The organism is Bradyrhizobium sp. 63_E2_N1_3 (assembly GCF_052076005.1).
In the GTDB taxonomy this organism is placed as follows: Bacteria; Pseudomonadota; Alphaproteobacteria; order Rhizobiales; family Xanthobacteraceae; genus Bradyrhizobium; species Bradyrhizobium barranii.
Map to the genome: position 1 here is coordinate 2,098,512 of NZ_CP197235.1, position 17,929 is coordinate 2,116,440.

18 protein-coding genes are annotated in these 17,929 nt (G+C 64.8%); 9 read left to right on the forward strand and 9 right to left on the reverse strand.

From position 1 onward, the window contains the following. The first annotated feature begins 153 nt into the window (after positions 1-153). On the forward strand, positions 154-333 hold the full coding sequence (locus AB7531_RS09825; RefSeq protein WP_028147633.1) for a hypothetical protein: 180 nt from the start codon (positions 154-156) through the stop codon (positions 331-333). A gap of 84 nt (positions 334-417) precedes the next feature. Here the strand turns inward: AB7531_RS09825 and AB7531_RS09830 are convergent, their stop codons facing one another. Continuing rightward, on the reverse strand, positions 418-1,305 hold the full coding sequence (locus AB7531_RS09830; RefSeq protein ID WP_063981550.1) for a 50S ribosomal protein L11 methyltransferase: 888 nt from the start codon (positions 1,303-1,305) through the stop codon (positions 418-420). A gap of 163 nt (positions 1,306-1,468) precedes the next feature. Here AB7531_RS09830 and AB7531_RS09835 point away from each other — a divergent pair, with 163 nt between their 5' ends. Further along, a complete protein-coding gene (locus tag AB7531_RS09835) occupies positions 1,469-1,624 on the forward strand; it encodes a Flp family type IVb pilin (RefSeq protein ID WP_094183922.1) in 156 nt (51 codons plus the stop codon). Between the two features lie 284 nt (positions 1,625-1,908). Here the strand turns inward: AB7531_RS09835 and AB7531_RS09840 are convergent, their stop codons facing one another. Next, a complete protein-coding gene (locus tag AB7531_RS09840; RefSeq protein WP_063981552.1) occupies positions 1,909-3,519 on the reverse strand; it encodes a phytoene desaturase family protein in 1,611 nt (536 codons plus the stop codon). 178 nt (positions 3,520-3,697) lie between these two features. On the opposite strand from AB7531_RS09840, the gene AB7531_RS09845 reads away from it, so the two are divergent. Then, positions 3,698-5,977: a fused MFS/spermidine synthase gene (locus AB7531_RS09845; protein WP_063981553.1), complete on the forward strand. Its 2,280-nt coding sequence runs from the start codon at positions 3,698-3,700 to the stop codon at positions 5,975-5,977. Positions 5,978-6,118: 141 nt separating this feature from the next. Here AB7531_RS09845 and AB7531_RS09850 read toward each other — a convergent pair whose 3' ends face one another. Next, entirely contained in the window at positions 6,119-7,102 is a 984-nt protein-coding gene (locus tag AB7531_RS09850) for a glycerophosphodiester phosphodiesterase (protein WP_063986145.1), read from the reverse strand. Between the two features lie 142 nt (positions 7,103-7,244). On the opposite strand from AB7531_RS09850, the gene AB7531_RS09855 reads away from it, so the two are divergent. Next, positions 7,245-8,507 (forward strand): hypothetical protein, encoded by a 1,263-nt coding sequence (locus AB7531_RS09855; protein ID WP_063981554.1) that lies wholly within the window; start codon positions 7,245-7,247, stop codon positions 8,505-8,507. A 2-nt stretch (positions 8,508-8,509) separates the two neighbouring features. On the opposite strand, the gene AB7531_RS09860 is transcribed toward AB7531_RS09855, so the two are convergent. Further along, positions 8,510-9,292 (reverse strand): L,D-transpeptidase, encoded by a 783-nt coding sequence (locus AB7531_RS09860; protein WP_441279940.1) that lies wholly within the window; start codon positions 9,290-9,292, stop codon positions 8,510-8,512. Between the two features lie 327 nt (positions 9,293-9,619). On the opposite strand from AB7531_RS09860, the gene AB7531_RS09865 reads away from it, so the two are divergent. Next, on the forward strand, positions 9,620-9,943 hold the full coding sequence (locus tag AB7531_RS09865; protein WP_063981556.1) for a hypothetical protein: 324 nt from the start codon (positions 9,620-9,622) through the stop codon (positions 9,941-9,943). Positions 9,944-10,059: 116 nt separating this feature from the next. Here the strand turns inward: AB7531_RS09865 and AB7531_RS09870 are convergent, their stop codons facing one another. Continuing rightward, positions 10,060-10,821, reverse strand: coding sequence for an ABC transporter permease (locus AB7531_RS09870; protein WP_028147642.1), 762 nt, complete (start codon positions 10,819-10,821; stop codon positions 10,060-10,062). Beyond that, positions 10,818-11,741, reverse strand: coding sequence for an ABC transporter ATP-binding protein (locus AB7531_RS09875; protein ID WP_028147643.1), 924 nt, complete (start codon positions 11,739-11,741; stop codon positions 10,818-10,820). Before AB7531_RS09875 ends, AB7531_RS09870 begins: the two co-directional genes overlap by 4 nt. Before the next feature lie 290 nt (positions 11,742-12,031). Between AB7531_RS09875 and AB7531_RS09880 the strand changes: the two genes are divergently transcribed. Continuing rightward, positions 12,032-12,760, forward strand: coding sequence for a hypothetical protein (locus AB7531_RS09880; RefSeq protein ID WP_166101856.1), 729 nt, complete (start codon positions 12,032-12,034; stop codon positions 12,758-12,760). Between the two features lie 35 nt (positions 12,761-12,795). On the opposite strand, the gene AB7531_RS09885 is transcribed toward AB7531_RS09880, so the two are convergent. After that, positions 12,796-13,974 carry a cytochrome P450 gene (locus AB7531_RS09885; protein ID WP_063981558.1) on the reverse strand — a complete coding sequence of 393 codons (1,179 nt, stop codon included), beginning with the start codon at positions 13,972-13,974 and terminating at the stop codon, positions 12,796-12,798. A gap of 16 nt (positions 13,975-13,990) precedes the next feature. Continuing rightward, positions 13,991-15,199 (reverse strand): ABC transporter substrate-binding protein, encoded by a 1,209-nt coding sequence (locus AB7531_RS09890; protein WP_063981559.1) that lies wholly within the window; start codon positions 15,197-15,199, stop codon positions 13,991-13,993. Between the two features lie 103 nt (positions 15,200-15,302). Between AB7531_RS09890 and AB7531_RS09895 the strand changes: the two genes are divergently transcribed. Then, positions 15,303-15,782: a MarR family winged helix-turn-helix transcriptional regulator gene (locus AB7531_RS09895; RefSeq protein ID WP_063986146.1), complete on the forward strand. Its 480-nt coding sequence runs from the start codon at positions 15,303-15,305 to the stop codon at positions 15,780-15,782. 9 nt (positions 15,783-15,791) lie between these two features. On the opposite strand, the gene AB7531_RS09900 is transcribed toward AB7531_RS09895, so the two are convergent. Continuing rightward, positions 15,792-16,469: a TetR/AcrR family transcriptional regulator gene (locus AB7531_RS09900; protein WP_063981560.1), complete on the reverse strand. Its 678-nt coding sequence runs from the start codon at positions 16,467-16,469 to the stop codon at positions 15,792-15,794. Positions 16,470-16,641: 172 nt separating this feature from the next. On the opposite strand from AB7531_RS09900, the gene AB7531_RS09905 reads away from it, so the two are divergent. Together AB7531_RS09905 and AB7531_RS09910 are read left to right on the forward strand one after the other, a co-directional pair. Then, complete coding sequence (locus AB7531_RS09905) at positions 16,642-17,505, forward strand: DUF3313 domain-containing protein (protein ID WP_063981561.1); 864 nt, start codon at positions 16,642-16,644, stop codon at positions 17,503-17,505. 101 nt (positions 17,506-17,606) lie between these two features. Continuing rightward, positions 17,607-17,822, forward strand: coding sequence for a hypothetical protein (locus tag AB7531_RS09910; RefSeq protein WP_245328558.1), 216 nt, complete (start codon positions 17,607-17,609; stop codon positions 17,820-17,822). Positions 17,823-17,929 lie beyond the last annotated feature (107 nt).

Here is a 17,929-nt window from a genome sequence, read left to right on the forward strand (position 1 = left end):
AATGTAGACGCATTTGGGGTCGCATCTGGCACGGACCGTGCTTGAAAATGGTTCATTCGAATTGAGTGGAGTAGAGGATGCAGCAGTTGCGCTTCGTCCGGATAACAGGGAAATTCGAGCGGGTGGTTCATCTCAACGGCGAGGGGACACACGATGCCAGCGTTCATGTTTGAGAAGATTTCGCCGCCGGCCCACCGCGCCCCGGCTGCAACGACACCGAAGAAGCCGCGCGGCCTCATCAGCCAGATGATCGACCGTTTCGCCGAGCGCCGCGCCAGGCGTGCCTTGCAGGGTAAGCGCGCGACACGTCGGGACGAGAAGCCGGCGGAGTAGGGCGGTGTCGTAGGGGGCACCGCCGTCGCTCTTCGAGCTATGGCGGACAAGCCGCTTTGCCCACCCTACGGCGCCTACGCTGCCTTACCCCATCTTCCGCAGCAACAAACTGCTCCACCCCTCGATCCGCACGTGCCGCAGCGGCACGAGGCCGCGTGCGCGGTAGGCGGCGATCACGGCGGGGGCCTGGTGGGTCAAGAGGCCCGAGAGGATGACGCGCGCGCCGGGCACGAGGTGCCGCGCCATCGGGCCGGCCAATTGCCTTAACGGATTGGCAAGGATGTTGGCCAGGACCAGGTCGAACGGGCCGCATCTGGCAAAGTCCGGTGCGGCAAATCCGGTCGCGCGGATCACCCGCACCTGGTTGCCGACGTGGTTCAGCGTCGCGTTCTCGGCCGCCACCCGCACCGATGGCGGGTCGATGTCGGAGGCGAGCACCGCGCGATGCAGCGCCTTCGCGGCGGCGATGCCCAGCACGCCGGTGCCGGTGCCGAGGTCGAGCAGATTCCTCGGCCGGGAACTCTTCAGGACGTGGTCAAGCAACAGTAAACAGCCGCGGGTGGTGCCGTGGTGGCCGGTGCCGAAGGCGAGCGCTGCCTCGATCTCGATGGCAAGCTTGTTCGGCGCGACGTGGTCGCGGTCGTGGCTGCCGTGCACGACGAAGCGCCCGGCCGGCACCGGGATGAGATCTTCGAGGCTCGCCTTGACCCAATCCTTGGCTTCGACAATGTCGAAGATGAGCGTTTCGGCGATCTCGTTTCCTGCCGAAGTTACAATGAGTTCCCGCAGCCATGCCTGATCGGGCGTCTCGGCGAAATGGAGCGTGACGTCCCACTGTCCGTCCGGCCGCTCAAAGGCGGCGACCGCCGCGTCGCCGTCAAAAAAGACCTCCGTGAGCACGTCGACGACGCGCTTGGCCGCGGCCTCGGTGCCGATCGAAAAGCAGGCGCGATGAGTGGGAGAAAGCTGCATTCTAGGGTTCCGTCAGTTCAATTTTTGGGACTTTTGTTCCCAATTTTCCGCATAACTTGCAGGTTCCGATTTAACCTGACTGCAGGTTGTACCCCGTACATTTCCGGGTGTTGGATTCAGCCAACGCATCTTGGAATTGAAACGGAGGCGAGTCTTGAAGAGCATGGTTTTGAAGTTCTGGTCGGACGAATCCGGTGCAACCGCGATCGAATACGGCCTGATCGCAGCGGGCATCGCGCTGGCGATCATCACCGTGGTGAACAGCCTGGGCACCAGCTTGAACGACAAGTTCGGTTCGATTAGCAGTTCCTTGAAGTAATTTCCGCCTCCCATTTCCTGGCGGGGGCTGTTTTTCTTTAGAGGCTGTTACCTGACGATCGCCCGCACGGGGAGTTGCCCCCGGCGGGCGAGGTCGTTTTGGGGGCACCGGAATGCCCACAGGCCCTCCACCCGTTTCCCCAAAGTTGTCCACGGCTTTATCCCGCCACTCATCCGCAGCTTTTGCACCGCCTTGTACGGGGCGCGCCGGGCCTGCCGCGCGCAGGCGACCCACTGCTTTCTCACAGCCTTGCCAACAGCCTGTCCACAGCCCTTTCCACAGACCTATCCACGGCTTCCGAACAGCGAGCGGTGATCCCTCAAGATCGCCTGTGCGGCGTTGTGGCCTGGGGCGCCGGTGACGCCGCCGCCGGGGTGAGCGCCGGAGCCGCAATGATAGAGGCCCTTCAGGGGACCGCGATAGTCGGCATGGCCCAGCATCGGCCGCGCCGAGAACAGCTGGTTCAGCGTCAGAGCGCCGTGGAAGATGTCGCCTCCCAGCAGGCCGAATTGCCGTTCGAGGTCGAGCGGGGAGAGGATCTGGCGGCCGAGCACGCTTGCCGCAAAGCCGGGTGCGTATTTGTCCACCGTCGCGATCATGAGATCGGCGACCTCCTCGCGATGGTCGTCCCAGGACTTTCCGTCGGGCAGTTCGGGCGCGACGTGTTGGCAGAACAGGCTCGCGACGTGTTTGCCCGTCGGTGCGAGCGTGTCGTCGAGCGTGGAGGGGATCAGCATTTCGACGACAGGCTCCCGGCTCCAGCCTAGCGCGCGCGCGTCGAGATAGGCGCGGTCCATGTAGCCGAGGCTTGGCGCCAGGATGATGCCGGAGGTGAGGTGATCGCCGTCGCCCGGGAGCGTGGTGAAGGAGGGCAGGCGGTCCAGCGCCACGTTCATGCGGAAGGTGCCGGAGCCGTTCTTCCAGTGCCGGATGCGCGCGAGGAAGTCCGGGGGCAGGGCGTCGGCCGCGATCAGCCGCGTATAGAGCAGCTTTGGATTGACGTTGGCCGCGACATATTTCGCGCGGATCGTCTCGCCGTTGTCCAGCACCACGCCGACGGCGCGGTCGCGCTCGACGATGATCTCGCGCACACCCGCATCCGTGTCGATCGTGACGCCGCGGCCCTGCGCGGCGCGCGCCATCGCCTGCGTGATCGCGCCCATGCCGCCGATGGCGTGGCCCCAAACGCCCTTCTTGCCGTTCACCTCGCCGAAGGCGTGGTGCAGCATCACATAGGCCGAGCCCGCCGCGTACGGACTGGCATAATTGCCGACGATGGCATCGAAGCCGAACAGCGCCTTGACCAGATCGTGCTCGAAGCGCTCGTCCAGCATCTCGCCGGCCGAGCGGGTGAAGAGATCGAGCAGGCTGCGGCTTTGCTCCAGCGTCAACCCACGCAGGATGTTGGCACTCTGGATCGCGTTCACCACTTCGCGGATCGCGTTCGTGCCAAAACCGTCGAGCAGGTTCGGCGGCGCACGCAGCACGAACTGCCGCAGCACGTCGGCGATGTCTTCCAGTTCGCGCGAGAACCCGTCGAGCGCGCTCGCGTCGCGCGTGCTCAGCCGCGCGACGGACTCCTTCGTCCGCCCCTCGCCGGTGAGCAGATAGCTGCCGTCGGGCGCGGGCAGAAAATTCTGGGCGCGCCGCTCGACGATCCGCAGGCCCTGTTCAGTGAGGCCCAAGTCGCGGATCACCTGCGGATTGAGCAGGCTCACCGTGTAGGCCGCGACCGAGTTGCGGAATCCGGGGTGAAACTCCTCCGTGACCGCGGCCCCGCCGACCACCTTGCGGCGCTCGACGACGCGCACGCGCAGGCCCGCCATCGCGAGATAGGCCGCGCAGGTGAGGCCGTTATGGCCAGCGCCGATGATGATGACGTCGGTTTCGCTCATGAAGGATTCAAAATGTTCCGCGGTCTTTCCGGGATGGTCCGAAGGACCAGACCCGGAATGACATCTGTATATCAAGCAATCGTCGCTGCAACATCACGAGACCCTTTATTGCCCGTTCATGCGCCCTGTGCTCCATTGCGCGCGTCCGGCGCCCGCCGGGGTTTGAGCCGGAGCTTCCATGGATTCGATCGTGCAACCCGCCGCCACGGAGCAGCCGTCCTCGTCGCGCAACCGGCTGCTGCTGACGGTCTACACCGCCGCGATCTTCGTCAGCGCGCTGCTGCTGTTCTCGGTGCAGCCGCTGTTCGCCAAGATGGTGCTGCCGCGGCTCGGCGGCTCGCCGGCAGTGTGGTCGGTGGCGATGGTGTTCTTCCAGTCGCTGCTGCTGGCGGGCTATGCCTATGCGCATCTCTTGATGCAGATCAGGAATCGCATCGTTCCGGTCGCGGTGCATCTGGTTTTGCTGATCGCAGCCTTCGCCACGCTGCCGCTCGGCGTCGCCACGGCCTACGGCGATCCACCGGCCTCCGGCTATGCGTTCTGGCTGCTCGGCCTGTTCGTGGTCTCGATCGGCCTGCCGTTCTTCGCGCTCGCAGCCAACAATCCGCTGCTGCAGGCCTGGTTCGTCCGCACCGGCCATCCTGCCGGACACGATCCCTATTTCCTCTATGCATCCTCCAACATCGGCAGCTTCCTCGCGCTGTTGTCCTATCCGTTCCTGCTGGAGCCGATTTTCACGCTGCACACGCAGAACCGGTTCTGGACCCTTGGCTATGGCCTCCTGATCCTCCTGATCGCCGCCTGCGGCGTGCTGCTGCTGCGTTCGCCGAAGCTGGCCGTGGTCGACGCAAAGACCGAGGACGTCAATGCGCCGGCGCCAGGCATCGTGACGCGGCTGCGCTGGATCTTCCTCGCCGCAGTGCCGTCCGGCCTGCTGATCGCCGTCACGGCACACATCTCGACCGACGTCGCGGCGGCGCCGTTGCTCTGGGTGCTGCCGCTGTCGCTGTATCTGCTCACCTGGGTGGTGGTGTTCCAGTCGCGGCCGCTGCTGCCGCACAAATGGATGCTGATGCTCCAGCCGGTCGCGATCGCGGGCGTCATCGTCCTGCTGGCGTTCGGCGGCGAACAGAATCTGCTGCTGACCCTCGGCGGCCACCAACTGTGCTTCTTCGTCATCGCCATGGCCTGCCATGGCGAGCTGGCGCGGACACGGCCGGCCGCCAAATATCTCACGGGCTTCTATGTCGCGCTGTCGTTCGGCGGCATGGTCGGCGGCCTCTTTGCCGGCCTCGTTGCTCCATTCACCTTCTCCTGGATCGCCGAATACCCGATCCTGGTCGCGCTCGCCGCGCTGTGCCGGCCGCCGGCGAACGAGCGGCTGGCGGGCATCGTTAGATGGTACTGGCTGGCACTCGCCGTGCTCGCGGTGGCGCTGGTCGCGCCGTCTTACATGACCGGCGATCTCTCGACCTGGTTCGAGGATCATCGCGTCTGGGTCGCGGGGGCCGTCGGCGTGCTCGCGGCACTTCTGGCGCTCGCGCTCAACGCCAGCCGCTGGAAGATCTTCGCCACCGCCGCGCTCGCGCTGGCGTTGATCCGCGTCTATCCGGCGGACGAAGGCCGCGTCACGACGGTGCGCAGCTTCTTCGGCGTGCACAAGATCGTGGTGACGCCCGGCGGCTACTTCCATGTGCTGATGCACGGCACCACGATCCACGGCGCCGAGCGCTTCCGCAACAATGACGGCACGCCGGTCGTCGGCCGGCCCGAGCCGATCACCTATTACCACAAGGACGGCGGTATCGGTCAGGCCATCACCGCGATCCGCGAGCGCAAGGGCGCGCCGCTGAAGGTTGCGGCAATCGGCGTCGGATCGGGCACGCTCGCCTGTGCCGCCGAGCCCGGCGAAAGCTGGACCTTCTTCGAGATCGACCAGTCCATGGTCGACGCGGCGAGCGATCCGAAGAACTTTCGCTACATATCGAGCTGCATGCCGGGCCTGAAGCCGGTGATCGGCGATGCTCGCCTCACCTTCGCGAAAGAGCCCGACGGCGCTTATGACCTGATCATCGTCGACGCCTATTCGTCGGATGCGATCCCGATTCATCTCGCCACCGAAGAGGCGATGGGTATCTACAAGGACAAGCTGGCGCCGCACGGCGCCGTGGTGATGCACGTCTCCAACCGGCACCTCGATCTCGAGACCGTCGTGGTCGGCATCGCCGATGCCAACGATCTGAAGAGCTGGGTCTTCAACGAGGATTCCGGACGCGACGGGGACTACATCTTCTCGACCGACGTCGTCATCTCCGCGCGCGAGGAGGCCGACGTCGGCCGGCTCGCCTCCTCCAAGTCATGGGAGCAGACCGAAGCCGACGACCGGGTGCGGGTCTGGACCGACGACTATTCCAATATTTTGGGCGCGCTGTACCGGCGTCTGCGGGATGGGGAGTAGGGCTGCTACGACACCATCGCGCGCCGCGGACGCTGCGCAGCGCGTAGCGGTGCGCTGCAGAGCCGGGGCCTACGTTTCTGGGTCCCGGCTCTGCGTCGCGTTATTTCATGCCGCGCCGCGTCCGGGACACGAGATCGAGCGCTACGGCACGACCGGCGTTCCCGCCGGCAATGCAATTCCCTTCTCGCCCGCGACTTGCCGCAGCAGGTCCGGCCTGTCCGAGATGATGCCGTCGACGCCGAGCTCGATCATGCGCGCCATGTCCTCGCGCTTGTTGACGGTCCAGACCACGATACGCAGTCCGAGCGTGTGTGCCTCCGAGACGACCGCCTCGGTTACATCGCCGAAATAGGGCGACCAGACCGTGCCGCCCGCAGCCTTGATCGTCCGCGGCAGCGAGCCGCCGTGATCGGCCGGGCTGAAACCCGCCGTCCAGTTCGTCGCCTTGTCCAACGCCACCGTCTGGCCCGAGCCGCGCTGGAGCGTCAGGTAGACCGTCGGAATCGTGGGCGCCTGCTGCTGGACGAGCAACAGGGTCCGCCAGTCGAACGACTGGATCATGACGCGATCGGAAAATCCTTCGGCCTCGATCAGCTGGAGCAGCTTTGCGACAAAGCCTCGCGGATCGAGCGACTCGTCCGGATGGTTTGGATCGATCTTGGTCTCGATGTTGAAACGCACGCGCGTGTTGCCGGCCTTGCGCACCAGCGCGAACAGCTCGCCCAGGGTGGGAATGCGTGTCCCTGGCACGGCCCGCTGGTCGGGGAATTGCTTCGCGTAGGAACTGTCGGGCCGGATCTGGCCGACGTCATAGGTCCTGACGTCGGCCAACCGCAGCTTCACGAACGGTGTACCGGGCGCGGCGACATAAGCGCCGCCTGCATCGCGCGCGAGGTCGGGATTGAGCCCGCGTTCATGCGACACGACGACCTCGCCATCCGCGGTCACGCCGGCGTCGAGCTCCAGCGTGTCCACGCCCATCGACAGCGCGTTGGCGAAGGCCGGCAGGGTGTTTTCCGGCAACAGCGCGCGCCCGCCGCGATGCGCCTCGAGATCAAAGGCCATGGCTTGTCCCGCAGTGAGAACCGAGAGCACGATCAGGATTGTCGCGGCACGTGACGGCATCAAGGTTCGCAGCCCAGGTGAAAAGAGGAGCTTATGAAATCTTCGCCCGGTTCGTCCAGCTTCGTGGTCGACAGGTGCTTGACGGCGGCCGGGGAAGGCGGAAACTGGCTCTCAAAAAACAACGGTTCAGGGAGCCATTCATATGCGGCTTATCTTCATCGCAACGATGGCGATTCTCATGGTCGGACAGGCGCTAGCCAAGGATGTGCTCTCGGGTGCGAGCCTCTACGAAGATGTGGCGCGCTATGCGTCCTTCGGTCTGCACCGCTTCGGCTCGGCGGGCGATCGCGCGACGGCCGACTGGATCGCCGGCGAGATGAAGCAGGCGGGTTTCGAAATCAGCTTCCAGCCCGTCGTGCTCGGGCGGCAATATGTCGTCGAGCGGGCCAGCGCTGAAGCTGCCGGCATCTCTGTCGAGGCGACGCCATTCTGGTGGCCGCCGGAGGACAAGGCCAGCTTCCATCTCGCCGCGCCGCTCGCGCGCGATGGCGATGTCACCGGCAAGATCCTTCTGCTCGATCTGCCGTTCGATCGCGGCGCCTATCTGGGGCCGACCCATCGTACGGCGATCGCGGAAGCCGCGGCAAGGAAGCCGGCGGCCATCCTGCTGATGATCGGCAACCCCGCCGACGACCGCTTCGCCTATAACGTCACGCAGGAGGATGCGCCCTGGCCGGTGCCGGTGATCGTGGTCGGCGCGGCGTCGCGAGCGGTGTTCGAGCGCGCGCTCGCCTCAGGCGCGCGCGTCACCTTCGACGTCAAGGGCCATTACGAGCGCGATGTTGTTGGCCGCAACGTCATCGCCGAGATCGGGGCCGGCCGTGGGCCGGTCATCGTCGTCTCGACGCCGATGACCGGCTGGTACTCGTGCGTCTGCGAGCGCGGCCCCGGCATCGCCAACTTTCTCGCGCTGGCGCGCACCGTCGCCGCCGAGAAATGGCCGGCGCATCTTGTTTTCATCGCCACCGCCGGCCACGAGATCGGCCATGGCGGCATGGAACTGTTTTTGAAGCACGGAGCGCCGGCACCGAAGGACACGCTGGCGTGGATTCATTTCGGTTCGTCGAACGCCTGCTATGCCTTCGCGGAAGGCGCCCGCACCGATCGGCCCGAGCAAGAGCGTTATCTCGTGCTGAGCAAATCCGCCGTCGCACTGACCGACGAGGCTTTTGCGAATGTCGAGGCCAAGCGCCTGGTGACGGAGAAGCAGGCGGTCGGTGAGCTGCGCGATGTGCACGCGGCGGGCTACGCCAATTTCCTCGGCATGGCTGGGCGCCATCGGACGTTTCATACGCCGTCGGACGATCTCGCCGCGACCGGGCCCGAGATCCTCGAGCCGGTCGCGCGTGCCTTCGTCGATGCTGTGCGAAAGATCGTCGAACGCGGCAACGCCGCGTTTCGGTAGCGTCAGTTCTGATAGTAACCGCGCGGCTGATAGTATTGCCGGGGCTGTGGCTGATAGTAGCCCTGCTGGCCGTAGCCTTGATTGTAGTACTGCTGCGGCTGCTGCTGCTGCTGATAGACCTGTGCGTCATACAGCGGGCGGCTAGCCGAGCGCGGCGCGGGATAGCGCGTGCCGGTGTCGCTGCCGTTGGCCGGGTAGATGTAATTGTCGTCCTGCGGCATGTAGCGGCGGGCGGGCTGCGCCGGCGGTGCGAGATTCACGGGATCGCCTGAGGTGGCGTACTGCTCTTCGGCCGGCTGCGGCGCGCGGGCCACTGCTGTGGGGTTGCGGCCGCGCGGGTTGCGGGCCAGAGCCACCTGGGCCGAGCCGGTCAGCGTCACCGTGGTGTTGAGCACGCCCTGCTGCTGCACCAGCGCATAGAGCGTCGAGGCATTCTGACGCGACAGTCGCACGCAGCCGTGCGACGCCGGCGAGCCGAGGCGGCTGACCGAGTCGGTGCCGTGGATGGCGTGCCCGACCTTGGTGAAGAAGATCGCGTGCGGCATCGGCGCGTCGTCGAATTCCTTGGAGTAGTGATCCTCTTCCATGCGAAAGGCGCGGAAGGCGCCGCCCGGCGTTTCGCGCGAGGGGATGCCGGTTGACACCGGCCAGCGATAGCGCGCGACGCCGTCAACGGCGACGGTCATCTGCTGATTGTCCTTGTCGACGGTGATCTCGACCTTGGCCTGGGCGGCGCCCGCGCTCAAAAACATCAATGAGGAAAAAGCGATGAAAAAAGAACGCATCTGGAAACGCATTTGAGTTCTGGCCTCCGGCCTGTTCACGCTAGGCGCCGCGGCTCTCCGTCCCCCGGCGTGCAATATGCCTGCAATCCGGCTTTCGTTCCAGCGGGCTGCCCCTCCATCGTTAACGCGATGCCGGGCGTAAGCAAGGCCGCTTTGTGCCGCGTGGCTGGCGGCGGCGCTGACATTTTCGCGAGCGTGCCGAGCAGTCACAACGCCGACAATTCGTCACAAAGGCGCAACCATTCGGCCGCTTCAGGCGTTGATCGTGGCTGCCCTCGACGGGCGGCTTCCGCTGCCCTTTCCCCTTTAATTCCCTTGGGACCGAAGATGAACAAAGCCCGTATCGCCGCCGCGCAATTGCCGGCCGGTTTGCCCATCCGCCTGCTGTTCGCAGCCACCGCCATCCTGCTCGCGCTGTTGTCGCTGCCGCAACCCGGCCACGCCCAGGGCATCGTGCGCGGCGCCCAGGAAGGCTCCTATGAAGGCAACCGGATCGCCGGGCCTGTCGGTGGCGTGGTTGGCGGCGCGGTGGGCGCCGGTGTTGGAGGGGCCGTCGGTGCGGTGGAGGGCGTGTTCGGTATTCCGCATCACCGCCACTACCGCTGCCGCGGCTACTATGACGGCTACCATCGCTTCCACTGCTACAGGTAAGTCCACCATCGTCATTCCGGGGCGCCCGAAGGGCGAGCCCGGAATCCATTCATCCACCAACTCTGCCGCCCGATGGATTCCGGGCTCGCGACTTCGTCGCGCCCCGGAATGACAGCTCAGTTCTTCAGCCGGTACCCGGTGCGGAAAATCCACCAGATCACGGCGAGGCAGATCACCAGGAACGCCGTCGTCATGCAGATGCTGACGGACACGCTGACATCCGCAATCTCGTAGAAACTCCAGCGGAAGCCCGAGATCAGATAGACGACCGGGTTCAGCAGCGCCACCGTGCGCCAGCCTGCCGGCAGCATGTCGATGGAATAGAAGCTGCCGCCGAGGAAGGTCAGCGGCGTCACCACCAGCATCGGGATCATCTGGAGTTTTTCGAAGCCGTCGGCCCAGATGCCGATGATGAAGCCGAACAGGCTGAACGTCACCGCCGTCAGCACCAGGAAGGTCAGCATCCAGACCGGATGATGGATGTGCAGCGGCACGAACAGGCCGGCGGTGGCGAGAATGATCAGGCCGAGAATGATCGACTTCGTCGCGGCGGCGCCGACATAGCCGAGCACGATCTCGCCATAGGAAATTGGCGCCGACAGGATTTCGTAGATCGTGCCGGTGAATTTCGGAAAGTAGATGCCGAAGGAAGCGTTGGCGATGCTCTGCGTCAGCACCGAGAGCATGATCAGGCCCGGCACGATGAAGGTGCCGTAGCTGACGCCCTCGACCTGGCTGATGCGCGAGCCGATCGCGGCACCGAACACCACGAAATAGAGCGAGGTCGAGACGACAGGCGAGACGATGCTTTGCAGCAGCGTACGCCAGGTGCGCGCCATTTCGAACAGATAGATGGCGCGGATGGCGCGATGGTTCATGACGTCCTCACGAGGTCGACGAAGATGTCCTCGAGCGACGATTGCGTCGTGTCGAGATCGTTGAAGCGGATGCCGGCGTTGCGGAGGTCGCTGAGCAGGCTGGTGATGCCGGTGCGCTCGCCCTTGGTGTCGTAGTCGTAGACGAGCGTCGCGCCGCCGTCGCAGACGTCGAGCTCGTAATGGCTGAGGCTGTCCGGCAGCGTCGTGACCTTGCCCTGCAGATGCAGCGTCAACCGCTTCTTGCCGAGCTTCTCCATCAACGTCGCCTTGTCCTCGACCAGCACGATCTCGCCCTTGTTGATGACGCCGATGCGGTCGGCCATCTCCTCGGCTTCCTCGATGTAGTGCGTGGTCAGGATGATGGTGACGCCGGATTGCTGCAGGGTGCGCACCACCTCCCACATGCCCTTGCGCAGCTCGACGTCGACGCCGGCGGTCGGCTCGTCCAGGAACAGGATCTGCGGCTCGTGCGACAGCGCCTTCGCGATCATCACGCGGCGCTTCATGCCGCCGGAGAGCGTGATGATCTTGTTGTCCTTCTTGTCCCAGAGCGAGAGGTCCTTCAGCACCTTCTCGATATGGGCGGGGTTCTTCGGCTTGCCGAACAGGCCGCGGGAGAAGCTCACCGTCGCCCACACGCTCTCGAAGGCGTCGGTGTGCAATTCCTGGGGCACGAGGCCGATCAGCGAGCGGGCCTTGCGGTACGACGTCTGGATGTTCTCGCCGCCGACGAGGACCGTGCCTTCGCTTGGGTTGGCGATGCCGCAGATGATCGAGATCAGCGTGGTCTTGCCGGCGCCGTTGGGGCCGAGCAGCGCAAAAATCTCGCCGCGCTTGATGTCGAGATTGACGTTCTTGAGCGCCTTGAAGCCGGACCCGTAGGTCTTCGACAAATTGGCGACGGAAATGATGGAGGACATGATGGCCGCAGGGCTGAAAGGTAAAGACTGGGGAGGGGGAGGCTGGAACCGTCCGGGGAGGAGGTCAGCGGAGCCCTGAAATAGGAATGCACTTGCCCGGCCGCAATTGGCCGGAGAAAAATGGTCTCAAAACAGCCCCTTCGGTGGCAGGTTCCGGGCAAGTGTTGCGCGAGGGTCACGACTTGTGGCTAAGATTGCCGCTCACGCGCCTCTTTGTTGCGTCTGCGAGCAGGCCGTGGCTACGATTCCGGCCAATCGCAAAGCGTATCGTCCCCAGGGAAAACATCGAGATGAGACCGAACGGCCGTCACACCGCCGGCGCCAGCCAGTTGCCCGCCCTCCGTGTGTGGGCGATCTGCCTGCTCCTGCTGTCAGCTGTTGCCATTAGCCCGACCACCGCCAGGGCGGCGCCGAGCCAGTCCGCGGCCGCGACCACCCATGTCTACCTGCTCCGCGGCGTGCTCAACATCTTCTCGCTCGGGCTCGATACGATCGGCTCCCGCCTCCAGGCGCAGGGCGTCCAGGTGACCGTCGCGAACTTCGTGTCCTGGTCCTCGCTCGCTGATGAGGCCGCGGCCAACTACAGGGCCGGTCGCGTCAAGACCATTGTCCTGGTCGGCCATTCCTCCGGCGCGACCGCGCTGCCGGACATGATCGCCAAGCTCAACCAGCTCGGGGTGCCCGTGAAGCTCGCGATCGGCCTCGATTCCGTATTCAAGACCAGGCTGTCGACCGGCGCCGAGCGCTACATCAACATCTATATCGGCGATGGTCCCGGTGAGCCGGTGCGCGCCGCGGCTGGCCTCCGCGGCAAGCTCGACAATGTCGACGTCCGCGGCACCGGCGTCGGCCACATCTCGATCGACAAGAACGAGGCGATCCAGCGCCGCGTCATCGGCGAGATCGACGCCGCCATCTTGCGCTCGCGCGCCCCGGCAGGTCCGGTCGCCGAACCCGGCGCACCCAGGGCCCCGCGGCAGGCGCGCTCGGCGGCGGCGACGGCGCCGGCCAGGAACTGAGGGCGCGTCGCGCCCGCAGCACCGCGTGATGCCGCCTAAGCGGCGGTCACGCGGACCGGCATGCTCTCCAGCCCGCGCAGGGAATTGTTGAGCGTGCGTTTCGGCTCTGCCGTGAGCTCGATGGTCTTCACGCGTCTTGCGAGCTCGCCGAAGATCAATTCGCCTTCCAGACGCGCGATCATCTGGCCGACGCAGGCGTGAATGCCGGCGCCGAAGCCGACATGTCCGGTCGCACTTCGTTCGACATCGAAGCGGTCGGGTTTGTCCCACCGCGCCGGATCGCGGTTGGCGGAGGCCATGAACAGCAGCACCTTGCGGTGCGCGGGGATCACGCCGCCGCCGATCTCGACATCGCGCGAGGTGGTGCGAAAGAATGTCTGCACCGGTGAGTCGTAGCGCAATCCCTCCTCGAAAGCGTTGCGCGCCAGCTCCGGCTTGTGGTGCAGCTTGCGATATTCATCCGGGTGCGTGGCGAGTGCCAGCAGGGTGTTGCCGATGCCGTTGACGGTGGTGTCGATCCCGGCGGTGAGGAACGGCCGCACCAGATGCGTTGCTTCGTGCTCGGTGATCTCGCCGTCGTCGGCCGCCTGGTAGATCATCATGCCGAGCCCGTCGGGCTGCAACGCGTCCCGGGCGCAGCATTCCATGATCCAGCTCTGTGCGGCGAGGCCCGCCTTGCGCGATGTGGCCAGCATTTCGTTCTCCGGGCCAAAGCTGTCGAACACGAAGGTGCTCCAGGCGAGCAGCTTCTCGCGGCCATCCGGCCGGATGCCGATCGCATCCGGAAACACTTTCATGGGATAGGCTTCCGCAAGATCGGCCACGGCATCGAAGGTGCCTTTGTCGATCAGCTCCGAGACCTTCCTCTCCGCCTCCTGCTGAAACGTCTCGCGCAGCTTCCTTGCGACGCCCGGGGACAGGGTGCGGCCGAGGACGCGGCGGCCCTTGTCATGATCGGGAGGATCGATCTGGAGTGTCAGCGGTTTCGGCAGGGCAGGATTCATCCCGTGAAGCCCGACACCCTCGCCGCTGATGAACGTCTTCCAGTCCTTCAGGGCCGGCTCGACTTCGGCATAGCCTGCCATGGCCCACACGCCATACCGCTCCAGTGCGAACGCAGGCCCGAGCGCGCGCAGCGCTTCATAGGCGGGATAGGGGTCCATCAGGAAGTCAGGCGCGAACGGGTCGACCGGACTGGATGCAATGCCGCTCATGGTCAGCTCCCGGCCGTTATTGCGTGGTCAGCGGACACTTGCCTTCGCTCTCCGAGCGGAATGCGTCCTCGCCCTTGATCGTGGCGACGACCTTCAGCAGGTCCCAGGCCGAATTCGACTCCTCGGGCGCCTTGACCTGGAGCAAATAGAGCGGGTGGATATTGCGTCCGTCCTTGCGGATGTAGCCCTTGCCGAACAGCGGATCATCGGTCGGCATCTCCTTCATCGCCGCGACGACGGCCTTGCCGTCCTTGGCGCCGCCGACCTTGTCGACCGCCTTGAGGTAGTGAATGACCGAGGCATAGACGCCGGCCTGCATGTCGTTGGGATAAGCCTTCGAGGGGATGCGCTCGGCGAAGCGTTTGGCGAAAGCCCGCGTGCCGTCGTTCAGATCCCAGTAGAACGGGTTCATGATCTGCGCGCCCTGCGCAAACTTCAGTCCGAGTGAGGGAAGGCCGTTCATCCCCAGGATCAATCCGACCAGCTTGTGGTCCTTGGTCAGCCCGAACTCGGCGGCCTGCTTCATCGAGGTGATGGTATCGTCGCCGGCATTGGCGAAGCCGACGACGTTCGCGCCCGAAGCCTGGGCCTGGAGCAGGAAGGAGGCGTAGTCGGCCGTTCCCAGCGGATGCCGCACGCTGCCGAGCACCTCGCCGCCGGACGCTTTCACGGCCTCCGCGGCCTGCCTCTCCAGATCGTGACCGAACGCGTAGTCGGCGGTGATGAAGAACCACTTCTCGCCGCCTTGCTGCACGATCGCCTTGCCGAGGCCGCGCCCATAGGCATAGGTGTCGTAGGTCCAGTGCACGGTATTCGGCGTGCATTTCTCGCCGGTGAGCAGCACCGTGCCGGCCCCCGATCCGACGAAGACCTTGTTCTTCTCGGCACTCATGCCGGCGACGGCGAGCGCGATCGACGAGTTGGGGATATCGAAGATCGCGTCGACGCCGTCATTCTCGTACCAGCGCCTGGCGATGCCGATCCCGATGTCCGTCTTGTTCTGATGGTCGGCCGCGACGACCTCGACAGGTTTGCCGGCGGCCTTGCTGCCATAATCCTCGACCGCCATTTTTGCGGCGACGACCGAGCCGATACCCTGATAGCTCGCGAACGGACCGGATTGGTCGTTCAGGATGCCGATCTTCACGGCATCCTGGGCAAAGCCCGGCGCGGCAACCAGCATCGAAGCCAAAATGCACAATTTGTGCAGGAATTTGCTGTTCATTGTGTCCCTCCCATATGCGGTCTTGGTGCCGCTAAATAATAGTTATATTTTATAGCTATTTTTGAGAGTGTCAATTCGGCTGTGGCCGCCGCGGATGAGGATCATGAGTTCGAGAACCGTAAGACCCGGGTTGAAGTCCGATCAGCAGCCGGAGAAATCGCTGGACCTGCGCGCGCTCCGGCGGACGCCCGGCTTCATGCTGCGCCTCGCGCAATTGAAGTTTTTCGAAGGCTTTTACGAGGAGTTCGCCGCGTTGGGCCTGACCCCGGCGACCTATGCGATCTTCGCCGTCATTCGTGACAATCCCGGCGTGCCGCCGAGCAGCCTCGCCAGCCTGCTTCGGCTGCGCCTGCCGAACCTGATCAAGATCCTGAATGAGCTTGAATCGTCCGGCTTCATCAAGCGCAACCGCTCGAAGGCGGACCGCCGTGCCGTCGAGCTGATGCTGACGCCGAAGGGCGCAAAGCTCATTGCCGAGGGGGCAAGGCTGACGGAGCCCTACAACGAAAAGATGCTGGCCCCGCTCAGCGCGGCCGAGCAGCGCATGCTGCTGGAATTGCTGAACCGGCTCCTGCCGCTCTAGGGGCGGGCTCTATCGCTTCCTGACCAGCTTCAGGGGACGACCGGTCTTCTGAATGCGGGGCTTGATCGCAACGCTCTGCGCGTCGGGCGGGTTCAGGAAGCGGACGAGCATCGTTCTCAGATGCTCTACGCTCTGCTTGATATCCAGCTTCGGATTGCGGATCGGCATGGCGCGTGATCCGTCGACGAGGGCGATCAGGATGTTTGCCGTCGCGTCCGGATCGAGTCCCGGATCCACCCGTCCCCGGTCTTGCGCCTGGCGCAGGAAATCGCTCCACATGCGGCGGACCGCCCCGGTGTGGCGTTCGATGATCTCAGCGAATTCGGGATTGCGGGCGGCCTCCGCGAGGCCATCCAGATTGAGGATCTGGGCGGGACGAAATCGCAGGCTGGATTCCTCGATGTCGACGAGCAGCGCCTCGATCACGTCCGGGGCGGCCAGAATTTTTTCGAACTTTTCGGCCGACCGCGCGAGACCGAGGTCGATCATCGCCTCGATGATCGCCTCCTTGCTCGCGAAGTAGTGATAGAGGTGGCCCGGACTGATGCCGGCTTCGGTGCAGATATCTGTCGTGCTAGCGCCGCGGAAGCCGTCCCTGATGAAGCAGCGGATCGCCGCGCCGAGGATTTCCCCGCGCTTCTGCTCATGCTTGACGGGGTCGACTTTCCTCAAACCGGACATCTCCATTCACACTCGCCCCGTTTAGCACGACGATCCGCCACGAGAAAATCAAAATTAGAGAGTTCCATCTATTTATGTTGACGGATGTTGCGAGGCGTGAGAAGTGATTATTAGAGCGATCTCTCTAATAAGCTGCCGATGCGGGAATGGGACTATGCGCTTTCCACGGACGGCCCTGATGGGTGCCGCGCTTGCGCTCGGAGGGTGTGCGACCGCGCCGCTCGAACAGGCCGGCTCGCTCAGGAGCTACGACCGGATGTCGGAAGCGAACGGGCTGGTGACGCGATCGAAGATCCGCGTGAACAAGCAGGATGTGCTGGCGGCGAAGACGATCCGGATCGCATCGACCGTCTTTCCCGCGCGCACCGATGTCGTGTTGAACGAAAAGGAACGTCGCCTGGTTGCGAACGCCATCAGCCGCGAGCTGTGTCTCCGCTTGAGCGAGCGCTTCCGTATCGTCTCATCCGATGACGACGCCGATCTCACGGTGCAGGCGACGGTGACGCATGCCGCGCCGACCAGCCCGACCGCCTCCGGCGCATCGAAAGCCCTGTCGATAGCCAAGACCGTTGCGCTTCCCGGCGTGCCCGTACCGGTGCCGAGGCTTCCGGTCGGGCTCGGCAGCCTGTCGGTCGAGGCGGAAGCGCGCGATTTTGCAGGATTTCAGAAGGCGGCCATGGTCTGGGCGCGCGGCGCCAACTCGATTACGAACTCTCCGCGGGTCGCCAATGAGGGCGATGCCTACGATCTCGCCGCCGATTTCGGCACGGACTTCGCAAAACTGGTTACGACCGGAGAGTCGCCGTTCGGCGGCATCCCCGCGCTGCCGCCGATGGACAGCATTCCCGTGCGGCTCGGCGGTGCGCCCAAATATGTCGCCTGCGAAGCGTTCGGACGGTTTCCCGGCATCACCGGCATCGCGGGGCAGGGGCTCGGCCTGCCGCCGGCCTGGACCGATTCCGGCGCCAACGAGAGCCCGGCCAACAATCCGGCCCCGCCGCCTGTGCCCGGAGCGAATTCAGAGCAGGCGCTGACACAGTGATGCGGCTGCGCGCCCCGCAACATCCGAGCTCGACATATTGGTAGCCGATCAGAGTTGATGACATGCTGACATCCGGAATAACTCGCCCTTCCCAACGCGCTTTGCGCCAAAGCGCAGCGCGTGACGATGCGCGCGCGAGCAGCGTTCCCCTGTTCACGGCCGATGAGGCGTGGAGCCGGACCAACGCAGATCGGCATGCAGTCGACGAGAGGGATGACCAGGACTCGATGCTCGAGCCCGGCTTCTGGATGACGGCCCTGGTCGCGGTCCTGCCCACGGTCGCCGGCTGCCTCTATCTCGTCCTGACCCAGGGATGAGGCGCGCAGCGAGCGCGGCACCGGGGACAAGCGATGCATTCACGATATGAGTTGGCGTGCTGCCAGCGAAGGTCCGTCTTCGGCCGCCGCAGATCTCTGGCGGCCTT

Excerpts from the sequence above, each read along its gene's own strand:
- AB7531_RS09825 (WP_028147633.1), top strand. The coding sequence starts at position 154 with ATGCCAGCGTTCATGTTTGAGAAGATTTCGCCGCCGGCCCACCGCGCC.
- AB7531_RS09830 (WP_063981550.1), bottom strand. The coding sequence starts at position 1,305 with ATGCAGCTTTCTCCCACTCATCGCGCCTGCTTTTCGATCGGCACCGAG.
- AB7531_RS09835 (WP_094183922.1), top strand. The coding sequence starts at position 1,469 with ATGGTTTTGAAGTTCTGGTCGGACGAATCCGGTGCAACCGCGATCGAA.
- AB7531_RS09840 (WP_063981552.1), bottom strand. The coding sequence starts at position 3,519 with ATGAGCGAAACCGACGTCATCATCATCGGCGCTGGCCATAACGGCCTC.
- AB7531_RS09845 (WP_063981553.1), top strand. The coding sequence starts at position 3,698 with ATGGATTCGATCGTGCAACCCGCCGCCACGGAGCAGCCGTCCTCGTCG.
- AB7531_RS09850 (WP_063986145.1), bottom strand. The coding sequence starts at position 7,102 with ATGCCGTCACGTGCCGCGACAATCCTGATCGTGCTCTCGGTTCTCACT.
- AB7531_RS09855 (WP_063981554.1), top strand. The coding sequence starts at position 7,245 with ATGCGGCTTATCTTCATCGCAACGATGGCGATTCTCATGGTCGGACAG.
- AB7531_RS09860 (WP_441279940.1), bottom strand. The coding sequence starts at position 9,292 with ATGCGTTCTTTTTTCATCGCTTTTTCCTCATTGATGTTTTTGAGCGCG.
- AB7531_RS09865 (WP_063981556.1), top strand. The coding sequence starts at position 9,620 with ATGAACAAAGCCCGTATCGCCGCCGCGCAATTGCCGGCCGGTTTGCCC.
- AB7531_RS09870 (WP_028147642.1), bottom strand. The coding sequence starts at position 10,821 with ATGAACCATCGCGCCATCCGCGCCATCTATCTGTTCGAAATGGCGCGC.
- AB7531_RS09875 (WP_028147643.1), bottom strand. The coding sequence starts at position 11,741 with ATGTCCTCCATCATTTCCGTCGCCAATTTGTCGAAGACCTACGGGTCC.
- AB7531_RS09880 (WP_166101856.1), top strand. The coding sequence starts at position 12,032 with ATGAGACCGAACGGCCGTCACACCGCCGGCGCCAGCCAGTTGCCCGCC.
- AB7531_RS09885 (WP_063981558.1), bottom strand. The coding sequence starts at position 13,974 with ATGAGCGGCATTGCATCCAGTCCGGTCGACCCGTTCGCGCCTGACTTC.
- AB7531_RS09890 (WP_063981559.1), bottom strand. The coding sequence starts at position 15,199 with ATGAACAGCAAATTCCTGCACAAATTGTGCATTTTGGCTTCGATGCTG.
- AB7531_RS09895 (WP_063986146.1), top strand. The coding sequence starts at position 15,303 with ATGAGTTCGAGAACCGTAAGACCCGGGTTGAAGTCCGATCAGCAGCCG.
- AB7531_RS09900 (WP_063981560.1), bottom strand. The coding sequence starts at position 16,469 with ATGGAGATGTCCGGTTTGAGGAAAGTCGACCCCGTCAAGCATGAGCAG.
- AB7531_RS09905 (WP_063981561.1), top strand. The coding sequence starts at position 16,642 with ATGGGTGCCGCGCTTGCGCTCGGAGGGTGTGCGACCGCGCCGCTCGAA.